This is a genomic window from Ramlibacter sp. JJN2-2R, from assembly GCF_057747835.1.
Genome location: NZ_CM173226.1, coordinates 2,996,599 through 3,010,357 on the forward strand (window position 1 = coordinate 2,996,599; position 13,759 = coordinate 3,010,357).

Consider the following 13,759-nt stretch of genomic DNA (forward strand, 5'->3'; position numbering starts at 1 on the left):
CCCGGCAAGAGCCCGGACCCACGCCCGCTGCCCCCACCCCACCCTCCCCGGACAGGGAGGGAAAAGACACCGATGGACTTCTCGATCGCCGGCATCCTCGCGCTCGACGGCCTGACCAACGGCGCGGTCTACGCGCTGCTCGCACTGGCGACGGTGCTGGTGTTCGCCGTCACGCGGGTGATCTTCATTCCCCAGGGTGAGTTCGTCGCGTTCGGCGCGCTCACCCTGGCCCTGTTCCAGACCGGCAAGGTCCCCGGAACGGTCTGGTTCCTGCTCGTGCTGGCCGTGCTGGCCACGCTCACCGACCTGTGGCATGGCGTGCGGCACCACGTGCCGCCGCGGCGCCTGGCGCTGCAGGCGCTGCGCACGCTGGCCTGGCCGGTGCTCGCCTCGGCCGTGGCGGTCTGGGCCGCGCCGCGCAACTTCCCGCTCGTCGTGCAGGCGCTGCTGACGCTGGCGCTGGTGGCGCCGTTCGGCAGCCTGATCTACCGCCTGGCCTACGAGTCGCTGGCCGATGCGTCGGTGCTCGTGCTGCTGATCGTCTCGGTCGGCGTGCACTTCGCGCTGGTCGGGCTGGGCCTGTTCTTCTTCGGCGCCGAGGGCTTTCGCAACCCGAGCTTCTGGGACGCGCGCTTTTCCGCCGGCCCGCTGGCGGTCAGCGGCCAGACGCTGATCATCTTTGTCGCCTCGCTGGCGCTGATCGTCGCGCTGTGGCTGTTCTTCGAGCGCTCTCTCACCGGCAAGGCGCTGCGCGCCACGGCCGTCAACCGCGCCGGCGCCCGCCTCATGGGCATCTCCTCCAGCGCCGCCGGCCGGCTGGCGTTCGGCATGGCGGCCTTCATCGGCGCGCTGTCCGGGCTGCTGATCGGCCCCACCACCACCGTCTTCTACGACAGCGGCTTCCTGATCGGCCTGAAGGGCTTCGTCGCCGCGGTCTTCGCCGGCCTGGCCAGCTATCCGCTGGCGCTGGTCGGCGCGCTGGGCGTCGGCCTGCTCGAGAGCTTCGGCTCGTTCTGGGCCAGCTCGTTCAAGGAAGTGATCGTCTTCTCCTCCATCCTGCCGGTGCTGCTGTGGCGGTCACTGCGCGATCCGCACGGCGAGGAGCACTGATGGCCCGCCTGCAACGCTTCGCGTTCCCCGCCTTCGCGGCCCTGATGCTGCTGCTGCCGGCGCTGCCGGTGCCCGACTTCTGGATCACGCAGGGCATCTACATCGGCCTGTACGCGCTGGTCGCGCTGGGGCTGGTGCTGCTGACCGGCGTGGCCGGCCTCACCTCGTTCGGCCAGGCCGCCTTCGTCGGCGTGGGCGCGTACACGGCGGCCTTCCTCGCGGTCAAGCTGTCCGCCTCGCCCTGGCTCGCGCTGCTGGTGGGCGTGGGCCTGGCGGTGGTGGCCGCCCTCGTCGTCGGCGCGATCACGCTGCGCATGTCGGGCCACTACCTGCCGCTGGCCACCATCGCCTGGGGCCTGGCGCTGAACTACACCATGGCCAACATGGACTGGCTGGGCAAGTACGACGGCATCCTGGGCGTGCCCACCCTCACCCTGTTCGGCACCGACCTGGGCACGGGCCGCGGCCTGCACGTGCTGGTCTGGGCCATCGCGCTGCTGGCCGCCTGGGGCTGCGCCAACCTGCTCGATTCGCGCCCCGGCCGCGCGATCCGCTCGCTCAAGGGCGGCGCGACGATGGCCGAGGCGATGGGCATTTCCACCTTCCGCGCCAAGCTCACGGTGTTCGTGATCGCGGCGGTGCTGGCGGCCATCTCGGGCTGGCTGTTCGCGTTCTTCCAGCGCACCGTGAATCCGACGCCGTTCGCGATCGGCAAGGGCATCGAATACCTGTTCATGGCGGTGCTGGGCGGCGTCGGCCATGTCTGGGGCGCCTTCCTCGGCGCGGCGGTCGTGAAGCTGGTGGAGGACCAGCTGCAGGTCCTGCTGCCCCGGCTGATCGGCAGCGGCGGCAACTTCGAGACCATCGTCTTCGGGATCGTGCTGGTGGTGGTGCTCAAGTACGCGCCCGACGGCCTGTGGACCTTCGTCGTGCGCAAGCTGCCGCGCGCCGACCGCCGGCGCGACTGGGGCGGCGCCGCGCCGCTGCCCGTGCGCGACAAGCCCGCGCGCGGCGAGCCCCTGCTGCAGGTGGAGCGGGTGCGCAAGGAGTTCGGCGGCCTGGTGGCGGTCAACGACGTCAGCTTCGACATCGGCGCCGGCGACATCGTCGGCCTGATCGGCCCCAACGGCGCCGGCAAGTCCACCACCTTCAACCTGATCACCGGCGTGCTGTCGCTCACCTCGGGCGACGTGCGCTGGCGCGGCCAGCCGATCGGCGGCCTGCCCTCGCGCGAGATCGCGCGGCGCGGCATCTCGCGCACCTTCCAGCACGTGAAGATGATTCCCGAGATGACCGTGCTGGAGAACGTGGCGCTGGGCGGCTACCTGCGCGGCCACGCCGGCACGGCCCGCGCCATGCTGCGCCTGGACCGCGAGGAGGAGCGGCGGCTGTTCGCCGAGGCCGAGCGGCAACTCGTGCGCATCGGCATGGCCGACCGCATGCACGAGCTGGCGGGCAACCTCGCGCTCGGGCCGCAGCGCCTGATGGAGATCGCCCGCGCGCTGTGCACCGACCCCGCCCTGCTGCTGCTCGACGAGCCGGCGGCGGGCCTGCGGCACAAGGAGAAGCAGGCGCTGGCCGGCGTGCTGCGGCAGTTGAAGCAGGAAGGCATGAGCCTGCTGCTGGTGGAGCACGACATGGAATTCGTCATGGGCCTGACCGACCGCATCGTGGTGATGGAATTCGGCACCCGCCTGATGGAGGGCACCCCGGCCGAGGTGCAGGCCAGTCCCGCGGTGCGCGCAGCCTACCTCGGCACGGAGCACTAGGCATGGCGGCGCCCCTTCTCGAAGTGCGCGACCTGCACGCCGGCTACGGCCGCGCCGAGGTGCTGGCCGGGCTGGACTTCCAGCTCGCGCCCGGCCAGGTGGTCACGGTGATCGGCCCCAACGGCGCCGGCAAGTCCACCACGCTCAATGCGCTCATGGGCCTGCTGCCCGCGCGCGGCCGCATCGTGTTCGACGGCCAGGACCTGGCCGACACCACGCTGGAGGACCGCGTGATGCTCGGCCTGGCGCTGGTGCCCGAGCGGCGCGAGCTGTTCGGCACCATGCCGGTGGAGGACAACCTGGTGCTGGGCGGCTACCGCCCGATGAAGCTGGGCGTGCCGGGCTGGCGCGACGGGCTGGAGCGCGTGTACGCGCTGTTCCCGCGCCTGAAGGAGCGCCGCACGCAGCTGGCCGGCACGCTGTCGGGCGGCGAGCGCCAGATGCTCGCCGTGGGCCGCGCACTGATGTCGCAGCCCAAGCTGCTGATGCTGGACGAGCCGAGCCTGGGCCTGGCGCCGCTGGTGGTGCGCGAGATCTTCCAGATCATCCGCCGCCTGCGCGAACAGGGCGTGTCCATCCTGCTGGTCGAGCAGAACGCGCGTGCGGCGCTCGAAGTGGCCGACCACGGCTACGTGCTCGAGACCGGCGAGATCCACCTCGAAGGCCCCGCCGCGCAGCTGGCGGGCGACCCACGGGTCATCGAGACCTACCTGGGCGCGGCGCGCGCGCCGGCCGCCCAGGCCTGACTTTCCGGAGGTGTCCGCCATGCGCATCGCGCCCGCCGCAGCGTTCCTGCTGCTCCTTGCCGGCTGTGCCGGCACGCCCCCCGCAGCACGTGGCCCCGCCGTCGGCAGCGCGCCCGCGCTCGCGTGCGACGCGCTCGCCGCGCGCTTTGCCTACCCCGGCGCCCGTATCGCGTCCGCCGAGCGCGTGGCGGCCGGCACGCTGAAGCTGCCGGGCATCGCCCAGCCGATGCCGGAGCACTGCGTCGTCAAGGGCGCGATGCACGAGCGCACCAGCCCCGTGGACGGCAAGCGCTATGCCATCGGCTTCGAGATGCGCCTGCCGACGGCCTGGAACGGCCGCTTCTTCTACCAGGCCAACGGCGGCCTCGACGGCTTCGTCACGCCCGCCTACGGCGACATCCTCGGCGGCGGCCCGGCCCGCAACGGCCTGCTCGCGGGCTTCGCGGTCCTCAGCTCCGATGCGGGGCACGCCTTCGACCGCAGCACGCCGATCGGCGGTGCCACCTTCGGGCTCGATCCGCAGGCGCGCCTGGACTACGGGTACAACGCCGTCGCACAGCTCACCCCGATGGCCAAGGCGCTCGTCGCGGCCTACTACGGCAAGGCCCCCGACCGCTCGTACTTCGTGGGCACCTCCAACGGCGGCCGGCACGGCTTCGTCGCTGCGTCGCGCCTGCCGCGCGCCTACGACGGCATCCTCGTCAGCACACCGGGCTACCGGCTCCCGCTGGCGGCCGCCACGCAGCTGTGGGACGCCCAGCAGTTCGCCCGCATCGCCCGGCCGGATCCCGCCACCGGCCGCCCCGACCTGACAACGTCCCTGCCGCCGCCCGCGATGGCCCTGGTGGCGCGCAGCGTGCTCGCCCGCTGCGACGCGCTCGACGGCGCGCAGGACGGCATCGTCGCCGACCTGCGGGCGTGCGAGTCGGCCTTCCGCGTCGAGCGCGACGTGCCCACGTGCACGGCCTCCGATGCGCCCGCCGGCAGCTGCCTGACGGCGGCCCAGAAGGACACCCTCGCCCGCGTGCTCGCCGGCCCGCGGCTGCGCGACGGCCAGCCCGTGTACGCGGGCCTGGCGGCCGACCCCGGCCTGGCCGGGCGCGACTGGGCCAACTGGAAGTTCGTCAACAGCGTCGGGCCGCGCGATGCGGTCGCGATGGCCTTCGTGTTCTCGACCCCGCCCGCCTCGCCGGCGCAGGTGACGGGCCAGGGCACCACGCTGGTCGACTACGTGCTCGGCTTCGACATCGACCGTGACGTGCCGGGCCTCGCGCCCGCCCTGGCGTTCATGGCGCCACCCGACCCGCTGCTGCGCGACTTCGTCGCCGCCGGCGGCAAGCTCATCGTCTTCCACGGGGCGGCCGACCCGGTGTTCTCCGTGCTGGACACGATCCGCTGGCACGACAACTTCACCACCGCCCACGGCGGCGCCGCGCGCGAGCACGCGCGCCTGTACGTCGTGCCGGGCATGAACCACAGCCGCGGCGGCCCCGCCACCGACCAGGTCGATTTCCTCGATCCGCTGGTGCGCTGGGTCGAGGCCGGCGAGGCGCCGGGGGCCGTGGTGGCCCGCGCCCGCGGTCCCGGCAGCGCCGTGCCCAACCCCGAAGTGCCGGCCGGCTGGGCGCCGGACCGCTCGCGGCCGCTGTGCCCCTACCCGCTGGTCGCGCGCTACCGCGGCACCGGGAACCTGGAGAGCGCCGGCAGCTTCGACTGCCGGCCCTGACGCCATGGACTACCGCCCCGTCCCCGCCGACCACGCCTTCCTGCTGTTCCGCGTCCTCGACGCGGCCACGCGCCTGCAGGCGCTGCCGGGCTTCGCCGAGGCCGACGAGGCGCTGATGGCGCAGGTGCTGGACGAGGCGGCCCGGTTCGTCCGCGAGGTGGTCGCGCCGCTGCAGGCGGCGGGCGACGACCCCGGCTGCCGCTTCGAGGCCGGCCGCGTGACCACGCCGCCCGGCTTCGCGCTGGCCTACCGCGCCTTCTGGCAGGCGGGCTGGCCCTCGCTCGCCTGCGCGCCCGAGGACGGCGGCCAGGGGCTGCCCTGGGTGCTGGAAGGCGTGTTGTACGAGCAGCTCAGCGCGGCCAACCACGGCTGGACGATGGCGCCGGGCCTGCTGCACGGCGCCTACGAGTGCCTCAAGCACCACGGCAGCGACGCGCTGAAGGCCCGCTTCCTCGGCCGGATCGCCAGCGGCGAGTGGCTCGCCACCATGTGCCTCACCGAGCCGCACGCGGGCAGCGACCTCGGCCTGGCGCGCACGCAGGCCGTCCCGCAGCCCGATGGCAGCCACCGCCTGGCCGGCACCAAGATCTTCATCTCCGGCGGCGAGCACGACCTGACCGACAACATCGTCCACCTGGTGCTCGCGCGCGAGCCGGGCGCGGCACCCGGTCCCAAGGGGCTGTCGCTGTTCATCACCTCCAAGGTGCTGGAGGACGGCAGCCGCAACGCCATCCACTGCGAGCGCATCGAGGAGAAGATGGGCCTGCACGGCAGCCCCACCTGCGTGCTGCGCTTCGACGACGCGATCGCCTGGCGCGTCGGCGAGGCCGGCCGCGGCCTGGCCGCGATGTTCGTGATGATGAACGCGGCGCGGCTGCACGTCGCGCTGCAGGGCATCGGCCTGCTCGATGCGGCCTGGCAGAAGGCGAATGCCTATGCCCACGAGCGCACCCAGATGCGCGCGCCCGGCGCGGCGCGCGGACCGGGCGAGGCCGACCCCATCGTCCGGCACCCCGCCGTGCGCCGCATCCTGGACACGGAACGGGCCTGGATCGACGGGCTGCGCGTGCTGGCCTACGCCACCGGCCTGGAGCTGGACGCCGCCCGGCGCGCCCCGGATCCGCAGGCGCGCCAGGCCGCCCAGCAGTGGTGCAGCCTGGTCACGCCGGTGCTCAAGGCGCTGTGCACCGAGCAGGGCTTCACCGGCGCCAGCCGGCTGCTGCAGGTGTTCGGCGGCCACGGCTACGTGCGCGAGTGGGGCATCGAGCAGATCGTGCGCGACGCCCGCGTGACGATGATCTACGAGGGCACCAACGAGATCCAGGCCATCGACCTGCTGGTGCGCAAGGTGCTGCCCGACGGCGGCGCCGCGCTCGGCGCGCTGCTCGACCGGCTGGCCGCCGACGTCGCGCCGGGCTGCCCCGACTCGCAGGAGGTGCTGGACCGGCTCGACGCCCTGCGCGAGCTGACGGCGGCGCTCGTCGGCGCCGCGCGCGGGGACGCCACGCTGGCCTACGACGCCGCCGACGACTACCTGCGCGCCGCCGGCCTGGCCCTGCTGGGCTGGGCCTGGCACCGCATCGCCCGCACGCCCGGCGCCGACCAGCCCCGCTGGGCCGCCGCCCACCACGCCGCGCGCCTGCGCGTGCTGCCCGAATTCGAGCTGCGGGCGCGCATCGTGCGCTCGCAATGCCGCCCAGCGGAGCCTGCCGGCTCCGCGCCAGCCGCCTGACCATGCCACGCACCGCCGCCAACGCCGCCAACGCCCCGCACGACACGCCCGTCGTCGAGCAGGTCGACACCAGCTTCCTCGAAGGCCTGATCGGCTACAACGCGCGCCGCGCCGCCCTGACGGTGATCGAGGTGTTCCTCGAGCGCATGGCCGTGTACAACCTGCGCCCGGTCGACTTCTCCGTGCTCTCGCTGATCGTGCACAACCCCGGCATCACCTCGCGCCAGCTGTGCACCACGCTGGGCATCCTGCCGCCCAACCTGGTGAGCCTGGTGGGCAACCTGGAAAAGCGCGAGCTCATCGCGCGCAAGCCCCATCCGCGCGACGGCCGCGCCACGGGGCTGCATCCGACGCAGGGCGCGATCAAGCTGATGCGCCAGGCCGAGCGCACGGCGGCCGAGCTGGAGGCGCAGGCCACGCACCGGCTCTCGGCGGCGGAGGTCAAGACCTTGCTGCGGCTGCTGCGCAAGATCTACCAGGACGGTTGAGCGCCGACGCACCGCGCCTGGAATGGGCTGCGGGGCTGGATGCCGGGTCGAGCCCGGCATGACAGCGACGGTGGCTGGCGGCACCCAAGCGCCAAGCGCCAAGCGCCGAGCGGGACGGACTCGGCGCCGGCGCCGGCGCCGGCGCCGGCGGATGGCGGATGGCGGATGGCGGATGGCGGATGGCGGATGGCGGATGGCGCTTGAGGTTCGGGTGGAAAAAATGCCGCGGGCACCCGAAGGTCCCCGCGGCGAATCACATCCATGAAGAAACAAGGACGACGTCCCGGGCCCCGGAAGGCCCGGGACGCCGCCAGCATCAGCGCTGCAGCTTCCGTGCCACCTCGGCGCCGTAACGCGGATCCGCCTTGCCGAAGTGCGCGATCTGCCGCTCGCGGGTGGCCGCCGAGGTGACGCCGCGCATCGCGTTGGCGATGTTCGTCGTCAGGCGGTCCTGCTCGTCGGTGGGCAGCAGGCGGAACAGGTTGCCGGCCTGGGTGTAGTCGTCCTCGGCGCCGCGCGGGTCGTAGCGACCCGCCACGCCCTCGAGCGGCCAGCCCGCATCGCCGTGGCCGAAGCCGCGCGCGTCGCTGCCGTTGCCGTTGACCGGGTCGTAATTGCGCGCCGAGCCGCCGTTGACGACCGCCATCGCACCGTCGCGCTGCTGGTTGTGGAACGGGCAGCGGGGACGGTTCACCGGCAGGTGCTGGTGGTTCGTGCCCACCCGGTACAGCTGCGCGTCGTGGTACGCGAACAGCCGCCCCTGCAGCATCTTGTCGGGGCTGTAGCCCAGCCCCGGCACCACGTTGGCGGGCGAGAAGGCCGCCTGCTCCACGTCGGCGTGGTAGTTGTCCGGGTTGCGGTTGAGCTCCAGCACCCCGACCGGGATGCGCGGGAAGTCCCGGTGCGGCCACACCTTGGTGAGGTCGAACGGGTTCCAGCCCGTGCGCTGCTCCCACTCGATGCGCTGCGGCTCGGTCATGACCTGGATGAAGACGTTCCAGCGCGGAAAGTCGCCCGCCGCGATGGCGTCGAACAGGTCGCGCTGGGCGTAGTCGGGGTCGGTGCCCGCGAGGCGCACGGCCTCGGCCGCGGACAGGTTCCTGATGCCCTGCTGGGTCTTGAAGTGCCACTTGACCCAGGCGCGCTCGCCGGCCGCGTTGACCAGGCTGAAGGTGTGGCTGCCGAAGCCGTCCATGTGGCGGTAGCCGTCCGGCGTGCCGCGATCGGAGAACAGCATCGTCACCTGGTGCAGCGACTCGGGCGCGCGGCTCCAGAAGTCCCACATCATGTCGGCCGACTTCAGGTGGGTGCGCGGGTCGCGCTTCTGGGTGTGCACGAAGTCGGGGAACTTGATCGGGTCCTTGATGAAGAACATCGGCGTGTTGTTGCCCGCCAGGTCCCAGTTGCCGTCCTCGGTGTAGAAGCGCACCGCGAAGCCGCGCGGGTCGCGCTCGGTGTCGGCCGAGCCGCGCTCGCCGCCGACGGTGGAAAAACGAACGAAGGTTTCGGTCTGCTTGCCGACCTGGCCGAACAACCTGGCCTTGGTGTAGCGCGTGATGTCGTGCGTGACGGTGAAGGTGCCGTAGGCGCCCGAGCCCTTGGCATGCACCACGCGCTCGGGGATGCGCTCGCGGTTGAAGTGCTGCAGCTTCTCGATCAGGTGGAAGTCCTGCAGCAGGATCGGTCCGCGCGCGCCGGCGGTCAGGCTGTTCTGGTTGTCGGCGACCGGAATCCCGGCGGCGGTGGTCAAGGTCGGCTGGCTCATCGTGGCTCCTGGAATCGGGGTGCAAGGCGTCGAACGGCAGTGTCCGGTCCGGAGCAGAATAAATAAAGCCAATTATCCGAATCGCGTCGATAGGCTCTTCCCACGGCAGGCCGCCGGCGGCGCGCGCGCTACGCTCGCGGCATCGACCAAGGAGACCCTGCATGACCCCCGCCCGCTACCCCGCCCCGACGCTCGAGCAGGTGCCCGAGGACATCCGCGCCCGCATCCTCGAGGTCCAGGAGAAGGCCGGCTTCGTCCCCAACGTGTTCCTGGCGCTGGCCCGCCGGCCGGCCGAGTGGCGCGCGTTCTTCGCCTACCACGACGCGCTGATGACTCCCGAGACCGTAGGGCGCGAGAGCGGCCTCACCAAGGGCGAGCGCGAGATGATCGTCACCGCCACCAGCGCGGCCAACCACTGCCTGTACTGCGTGGTGGCGCACGGCGCGATCCTGCGCATCTACGAGAAGAAGCCGCTGGTGGCCGACCAGGTGGCGGTGAACTGGCGCAAGGCCGACATCACGCCGCGCCAGCGCGCGATGCTCGATTTCGCGATGAAGGTGTGCCTGCGCTCGGCCGAGGTCGAGGACGCCGACTTCGAGGCGCTGCACGCGCACGGCTTCGACGACGAGGACATCTGGGACATCGCCGCGATCACCGCCTTCTTCGGCCTGTCCAACCGCATGGCGAGCTTCTCGGACATGCAGCCCAATCCCGAGTTCTACCTGATGGGCCGGGTGCCGAAGCAGAAGTGACGGCCCCCAGGCGCGCGCAGCGCGCCGCCGGGCCGTCATCCCGGCGCAGGCCGGGATCCACGTCTGCGCACCGGTCGATCCACCCCGGAAGTCGTCATCCCGGCCACCGGTCGATCCACCCCGGAAGATGCCATCCCGGCGAAGGCCGGGATCCAGTCCAGCAGCCTCGATCCCGCGCTGCGGCCATGGGCGTGGCTCGGAGGGACTTCCGGGGGTCAGGCAGCGGTGCGTCGACCGTGGATCCCGGCCTTCGCCGGGATGACAGGCACAGGGGGTGCGTGTGGATCCCGGCCTTCGCCGGGATGACAGGCACGGGAGGCCAGGCTCAGGGGCCAGGGCCCAGGGGGCCCCGCGAGCCGCGCTCCCCGCCCCGCCACTCAAAGCGCCCGCGGGTCCACCTCCAGCAGCCACTGCGCCATCGCGCGCAGGTCCGCCCGCAGGCGCTCGGCCTGCGGCAGCATCTCCAGGCTGCGCTCGTCCATGTACAGCTTGCGGTTCACTTCGAGCTGGATGCTGTGGCGGTGCCGTGCCGGGTCGCCGAAGCGGCGCACCAGTTCCACGCCCTTGTACGGGAAGTTCACCTCCACCTCGTAGCCGCGCGCGCGCAGGAACGCCGCGAGCTGCGCGGTCAGGCGCGGGTCGGCGGTGGTGCCGTCGCGATCGCCGACCACGAAGTCCGCGTGCTTCAGGCCCGGGAAGTCGGTGGCGTGGCTGGCCGCGACCGAGGGCATGGAGTGGCAGTTCAGGTGCAGGCTGTAGCCGTGGCGCGCATGCGCGGCATCGACGGCCGCGGCCACCGCGGCGTGGTACGGACGCCAGCAGCGCTCGATGCGCGCGGCCACTTCGCCCGGCGTGAGCGCCCGCTCGTAGATCGGCACGCCCTCGTCGGTGTGCTTCCAGATCAGGCCCTTGCCCAGGCGCACCTTCGACAGCGCGACCGGATCCGTCTCGAGCGGCCCTTCCCAGGGCCCGTCGAGCAGCGAGACATCGACCTCGCGTTCGCTGCGGTTGGCATCCAGGTAGCTGCGCGGAAAGAGCGCCTCGACCCACGCGATGCCGAGCGACGGCGCGAAGTCGTAGAGCTTCTCGACATGCGTGTCCTCGGCCGTGCGCAGCTCGGGCAGCGGGCAGCAGTAGGCGAAATCACCGGGGTAATGCGTGCCGCTGTGCGGCGAGTCGAACACGAGCGCGGTGCGTCCCGCCAGGGCCCGGATCGACGGGGCCGCCTCGTGCGAGGAGTTGGAAACCATGCCCCGACTCTACCCCTGCGGCTGCGGTCCAGGGTGCGAGGGCAAGCTCGACCGGACACGGAAGCAGCGAGCGGCTCCGGCACGCCGCGGTTGCGCGGCGTCAAGCCGCCGGCCACGCCGCAGCGCCACCATCGGGCCGCCATGCTGCCCACCTCGATGCTCGCGCTGGAAGCCGATCCGGCCACGCGCCGGCTGCTGCCCGTGCAACGGCCCGTGCCGTCGCCCGGCCCCGGCGAGGTGCTGCTGCAGGTGCTGGCCTGCGGCGTGTGCCGCACCGACCTGCACATCATCGACGGCGACCTCGCGCCGCACCGGCCGCACGTGGTGCCGGGCCACGAGATCGTCGGCCGCGTCGTCGGCCTGGGCGCGGGCGCGCGGCGGTTCGCCGTCGGCGCGCGGGTCGGCGTCCCCTGGCTCGGCGGCACGTGCGGCACCTGCCCGTCGTGCCGCCGCCGGCGCGAGAACCTGTGCGACACGCCCGTGTTCACCGGCTACGACCGCGACGGCGGCTTCGCCCAGTACGCGGCCGCCGACGAGCGCTACGCCTTCGCGCTGCCCGACCGCTACGACGACGCCCATGCGGCGCCCCTCTTGTGCGCCGGGCTCATCGGTTTTCGCGCCTGGCGGCTGGCCGGCGGCGAGGTGCACCGCCTCGGCCTGTACGGTTTCGGCGCCGCCGCGCACATCCTCTGCCAGCTCGCGGCGGCCCACGGCCAGCGGGTGTTCGCGTTCACGCGAGCGGGCGACGGCCGCAGCCAGGACTTCGCGCGCCACCTGGGCGCGGCCTGGGCGGGCGGCTCCGACGAGCTGCCGCCCGAGCCGCTGGACGCCGCCCTGCTCTTCGCACCGGTGGGCAGCCTGGTGCCGGCGGCGCTGCGCGCCACGCGCAAGGGCGGCACCGTCGTGTGCGCGGGCATCCACATGAGCGACATCCCCTCGTTCCCCTATGCGCTGCTGTGGGGCGAGCGCGTGGTGCGCTCGGTGGCCAACCTCACCCGGCAGGACGGCGACGACTTCCTGCGCCTGGCCGCCGAGCTGGACCTGCGCACCCATGTGCGGCCGTTCGCGCTGGCCGATGCGCCGCGGGCGGTGCAGGCGCTGCGCGCCGGCGAGGTGGATGGCGCGGCCGTGCTGCTGCCCTAGCGCCGCCGTCGCACCCGCTTGCGCATTGTCAAACCGCCGCGGCGCGCGGCTTCCTAGAGTGGACGCAGTCGGTAACCCGCCGGCGATGCAACCATCCATGATGAGGTGAACCCCATGAGCAATCTCCGTTTGCTGGATCCCACTTTCGGCACCGACTTCGACACCGCAGTGCGCCGGTTCTTCTCTCCCACGGCCTTCGAGCGTGACCAGCAGCAGCTGCAGATGCGCATCGACGTCACCGAGAAGCCCGACGCCTACCTGGTCAAGGCCGACATCCCCGGCGTGAAGAAGGAAGACATCCACGTCAACGTGGAAGGCAACATGGTGCGCATCGATGCCGAGGTGCGCAGCGAGAAGGAGACCAAGGGCAACGGCGACAAGGTGCTGCGCAGCGAGCGCTACTACGGTTCGCTCTCGCGCGCCTTCAGCCTGGCCCAGGACATCGACGACGCCAAGGTGCAGGCCAGGTACGCCGACGGCGTGCTCAGCCTCGAGCTGCCCAAGAAGTCCAGCCCCGCGGCCAAGCAGATCACGGTGCAGTAAGGCATGCCCGCGGCACCGGCGCAGGCGGATGCCCCGCCGGTGTTGCGCATCCACTCGCTCTGCCGCACCTACGGCAGCGGCGAGACGGCCGTGCACGCGCTGCGCGACGTCGACCTGGAGGTGCGCAGCGGCGAATTCATCGTCCTGCTCGGCGCCTCGGGCAGCGGCAAGTCCACGCTGCTGAACATCCTGGGCGGGCTGGACCGCCCCACCTCGGGCGAGGCGTGGTTCCTGGACCACCGGCTCACCGGCGCCAGCGACGACGACCTCACGCGCTACCGGCGCGAGCACGTGGGCTTCGTGTTCCAGTTCTACAACCTCATCCCCAGCCTCACGGTGCGGGAAAACGTGGCGCTGGTCACCGACATCGCCAGCGACCCGATGCCGGTGGACGAGGCGATCGAGCGCGTCGCCCTGACGCCGCGGCGCGACCACTTCCCCTCCCAGCTCTCGGGCGGCGAGCAGCAGCGCGTGGCCATCGCGCGCGCGATCGTCAAGCGGCCGCAGCTGCTGCTGTGCGACGAGCCCACCGGCGCGCTCGACTACGCCACCGGCAAGCTGGTGCTGGAGGTCATCGCCCGCATCAACACCGAGCTGGGCACCACCGCGATCGTGATCACGCACAACGCGGCGATCGCACAGATGGCCGATCGCGTGGTGCGCCTGGCCGACGGCCGCATCGCCAGCGTCGAGCGGCCGGCGCGGCGCCTGACGCCGGCGGAACTGTCGTGGTGA

The 13,759-nt window shown here is 72.4% G+C and carries 12 protein-coding genes; 10 read left to right on the plus strand and 2 right to left on the minus strand.

Annotated features, from left to right (window positions below; translation table 11 throughout):
* Positions 1-72 precede the first annotated feature (72 nt).
* Genes AC3ANR_RS14540 through AC3ANR_RS14565 form a run of 6 tightly spaced genes read left to right on the plus strand, consistent with a single transcriptional unit; the run spans position 73 to position 7,571 of the window.
* Positions 73-1,110 carry a branched-chain amino acid ABC transporter permease gene (locus AC3ANR_RS14540; protein WP_488288816.1) on the plus strand — a complete coding sequence of 346 codons (1,038 nt, stop codon included), beginning with the start codon at positions 73-75 and terminating at the stop codon, positions 1,108-1,110.
* Positions 1,110-2,879 (plus strand): branched-chain amino acid ABC transporter ATP-binding protein/permease, encoded by a 1,770-nt coding sequence (locus tag AC3ANR_RS14545; RefSeq protein WP_488288817.1) that lies wholly within the window; start codon positions 1,110-1,112, stop codon positions 2,877-2,879. Before AC3ANR_RS14540 ends, AC3ANR_RS14545 begins: the two co-directional genes overlap by 1 nt.
* Positions 2,880-2,881: 2 nt before the next feature.
* Positions 2,882-3,625, plus strand: a complete 744-nt coding sequence (locus AC3ANR_RS14550; protein WP_488288818.1) for an ABC transporter ATP-binding protein — start codon at positions 2,882-2,884, stop codon at positions 3,623-3,625.
* A 19-nt stretch (positions 3,626-3,644) separates the two neighbouring features.
* Positions 3,645-5,351 carry a tannase/feruloyl esterase family alpha/beta hydrolase gene (locus AC3ANR_RS14555; protein ID WP_488288819.1) on the plus strand — a complete coding sequence of 569 codons (1,707 nt, stop codon included), beginning with the start codon at positions 3,645-3,647 and terminating at the stop codon, positions 5,349-5,351.
* A gap of 4 nt (positions 5,352-5,355) precedes the next feature.
* Positions 5,356-7,083 (plus strand): acyl-CoA dehydrogenase family protein, encoded by a 1,728-nt coding sequence (locus AC3ANR_RS14560; protein ID WP_488288820.1) that lies wholly within the window; start codon positions 5,356-5,358, stop codon positions 7,081-7,083.
* A gap of 2 nt (positions 7,084-7,085) precedes the next feature.
* A complete protein-coding gene (locus tag AC3ANR_RS14565; RefSeq protein WP_488288821.1) occupies positions 7,086-7,571 on the plus strand; it encodes a MarR family winged helix-turn-helix transcriptional regulator in 486 nt (161 codons plus the stop codon).
* 316 nt (positions 7,572-7,887) lie between these two features.
* On the opposite strand, the gene AC3ANR_RS14570 is transcribed toward AC3ANR_RS14565, so the two are convergent.
* Positions 7,888-9,336 carry a catalase gene (locus tag AC3ANR_RS14570; protein ID WP_488288822.1) on the minus strand — a complete coding sequence of 483 codons (1,449 nt, stop codon included), beginning with the start codon at positions 9,334-9,336 and terminating at the stop codon, positions 7,888-7,890.
* A gap of 161 nt (positions 9,337-9,497) precedes the next feature.
* Here AC3ANR_RS14570 and AC3ANR_RS14575 point away from each other — a divergent pair, with 161 nt between their 5' ends.
* Positions 9,498-10,088, plus strand: a complete 591-nt coding sequence (locus AC3ANR_RS14575) for a peroxidase-related enzyme (protein ID WP_488288823.1) — start codon at positions 9,498-9,500, stop codon at positions 10,086-10,088.
* Positions 10,089-10,465: 377 nt separating this feature from the next.
* Here AC3ANR_RS14575 and AC3ANR_RS14580 read toward each other — a convergent pair whose 3' ends face one another.
* Positions 10,466-11,338 (minus strand): N-formylglutamate amidohydrolase, encoded by an 873-nt coding sequence (locus AC3ANR_RS14580; protein ID WP_488288824.1) that lies wholly within the window; start codon positions 11,336-11,338, stop codon positions 10,466-10,468.
* 144 nt (positions 11,339-11,482) lie between these two features.
* Between AC3ANR_RS14580 and AC3ANR_RS14585 the strand changes: the two genes are divergently transcribed.
* The 3 genes from AC3ANR_RS14585 to AC3ANR_RS14595 all read left to right on the plus strand — a co-directional run bounded on the left by AC3ANR_RS14585 (position 11,483) and on the right by AC3ANR_RS14595 (position 13,759).
* A complete protein-coding gene (locus AC3ANR_RS14585; protein ID WP_488291821.1) occupies positions 11,483-12,481 on the plus strand; it encodes a zinc-dependent alcohol dehydrogenase family protein in 999 nt (332 codons plus the stop codon).
* Between the two features lie 114 nt (positions 12,482-12,595).
* Positions 12,596-13,024, plus strand: a complete 429-nt coding sequence (locus AC3ANR_RS14590) for an Hsp20/alpha crystallin family protein (protein WP_488288825.1) — start codon at positions 12,596-12,598, stop codon at positions 13,022-13,024.
* 3 nt (positions 13,025-13,027) lie between these two features.
* Positions 13,028-13,759, plus strand: coding sequence for an ABC transporter ATP-binding protein (locus AC3ANR_RS14595; RefSeq protein WP_488288826.1), 732 nt, complete (start codon positions 13,028-13,030; stop codon positions 13,757-13,759).

Bases quoted from the DNA above. Each gene is read 5' to 3' on its own strand.
- AC3ANR_RS14540 (WP_488288816.1), top strand. From the start codon at position 73: ATGGACTTCTCGATCGCCGGCATCCTCGCGCTCGACGGCCTGACCAAC.
- AC3ANR_RS14545 (WP_488288817.1), top strand. From the start codon at position 1,110: ATGGCCCGCCTGCAACGCTTCGCGTTCCCCGCCTTCGCGGCCCTGATG.
- AC3ANR_RS14550 (WP_488288818.1), top strand. From the start codon at position 2,882: ATGGCGGCGCCCCTTCTCGAAGTGCGCGACCTGCACGCCGGCTACGGC.
- AC3ANR_RS14555 (WP_488288819.1), top strand. From the start codon at position 3,645: ATGCGCATCGCGCCCGCCGCAGCGTTCCTGCTGCTCCTTGCCGGCTGT.
- AC3ANR_RS14560 (WP_488288820.1), top strand. From the start codon at position 5,356: ATGGACTACCGCCCCGTCCCCGCCGACCACGCCTTCCTGCTGTTCCGC.
- AC3ANR_RS14565 (WP_488288821.1), top strand. From the start codon at position 7,086: ATGCCACGCACCGCCGCCAACGCCGCCAACGCCCCGCACGACACGCCC.
- AC3ANR_RS14570 (WP_488288822.1), bottom strand. From the start codon at position 9,336: ATGAGCCAGCCGACCTTGACCACCGCCGCCGGGATTCCGGTCGCCGAC.
- AC3ANR_RS14575 (WP_488288823.1), top strand. From the start codon at position 9,498: ATGACCCCCGCCCGCTACCCCGCCCCGACGCTCGAGCAGGTGCCCGAG.
- AC3ANR_RS14580 (WP_488288824.1), bottom strand. From the start codon at position 11,338: ATGGTTTCCAACTCCTCGCACGAGGCGGCCCCGTCGATCCGGGCCCTG.
- AC3ANR_RS14590 (WP_488288825.1), top strand. From the start codon at position 12,596: ATGAGCAATCTCCGTTTGCTGGATCCCACTTTCGGCACCGACTTCGAC.
- AC3ANR_RS14595 (WP_488288826.1), top strand. From the start codon at position 13,028: ATGCCCGCGGCACCGGCGCAGGCGGATGCCCCGCCGGTGTTGCGCATC.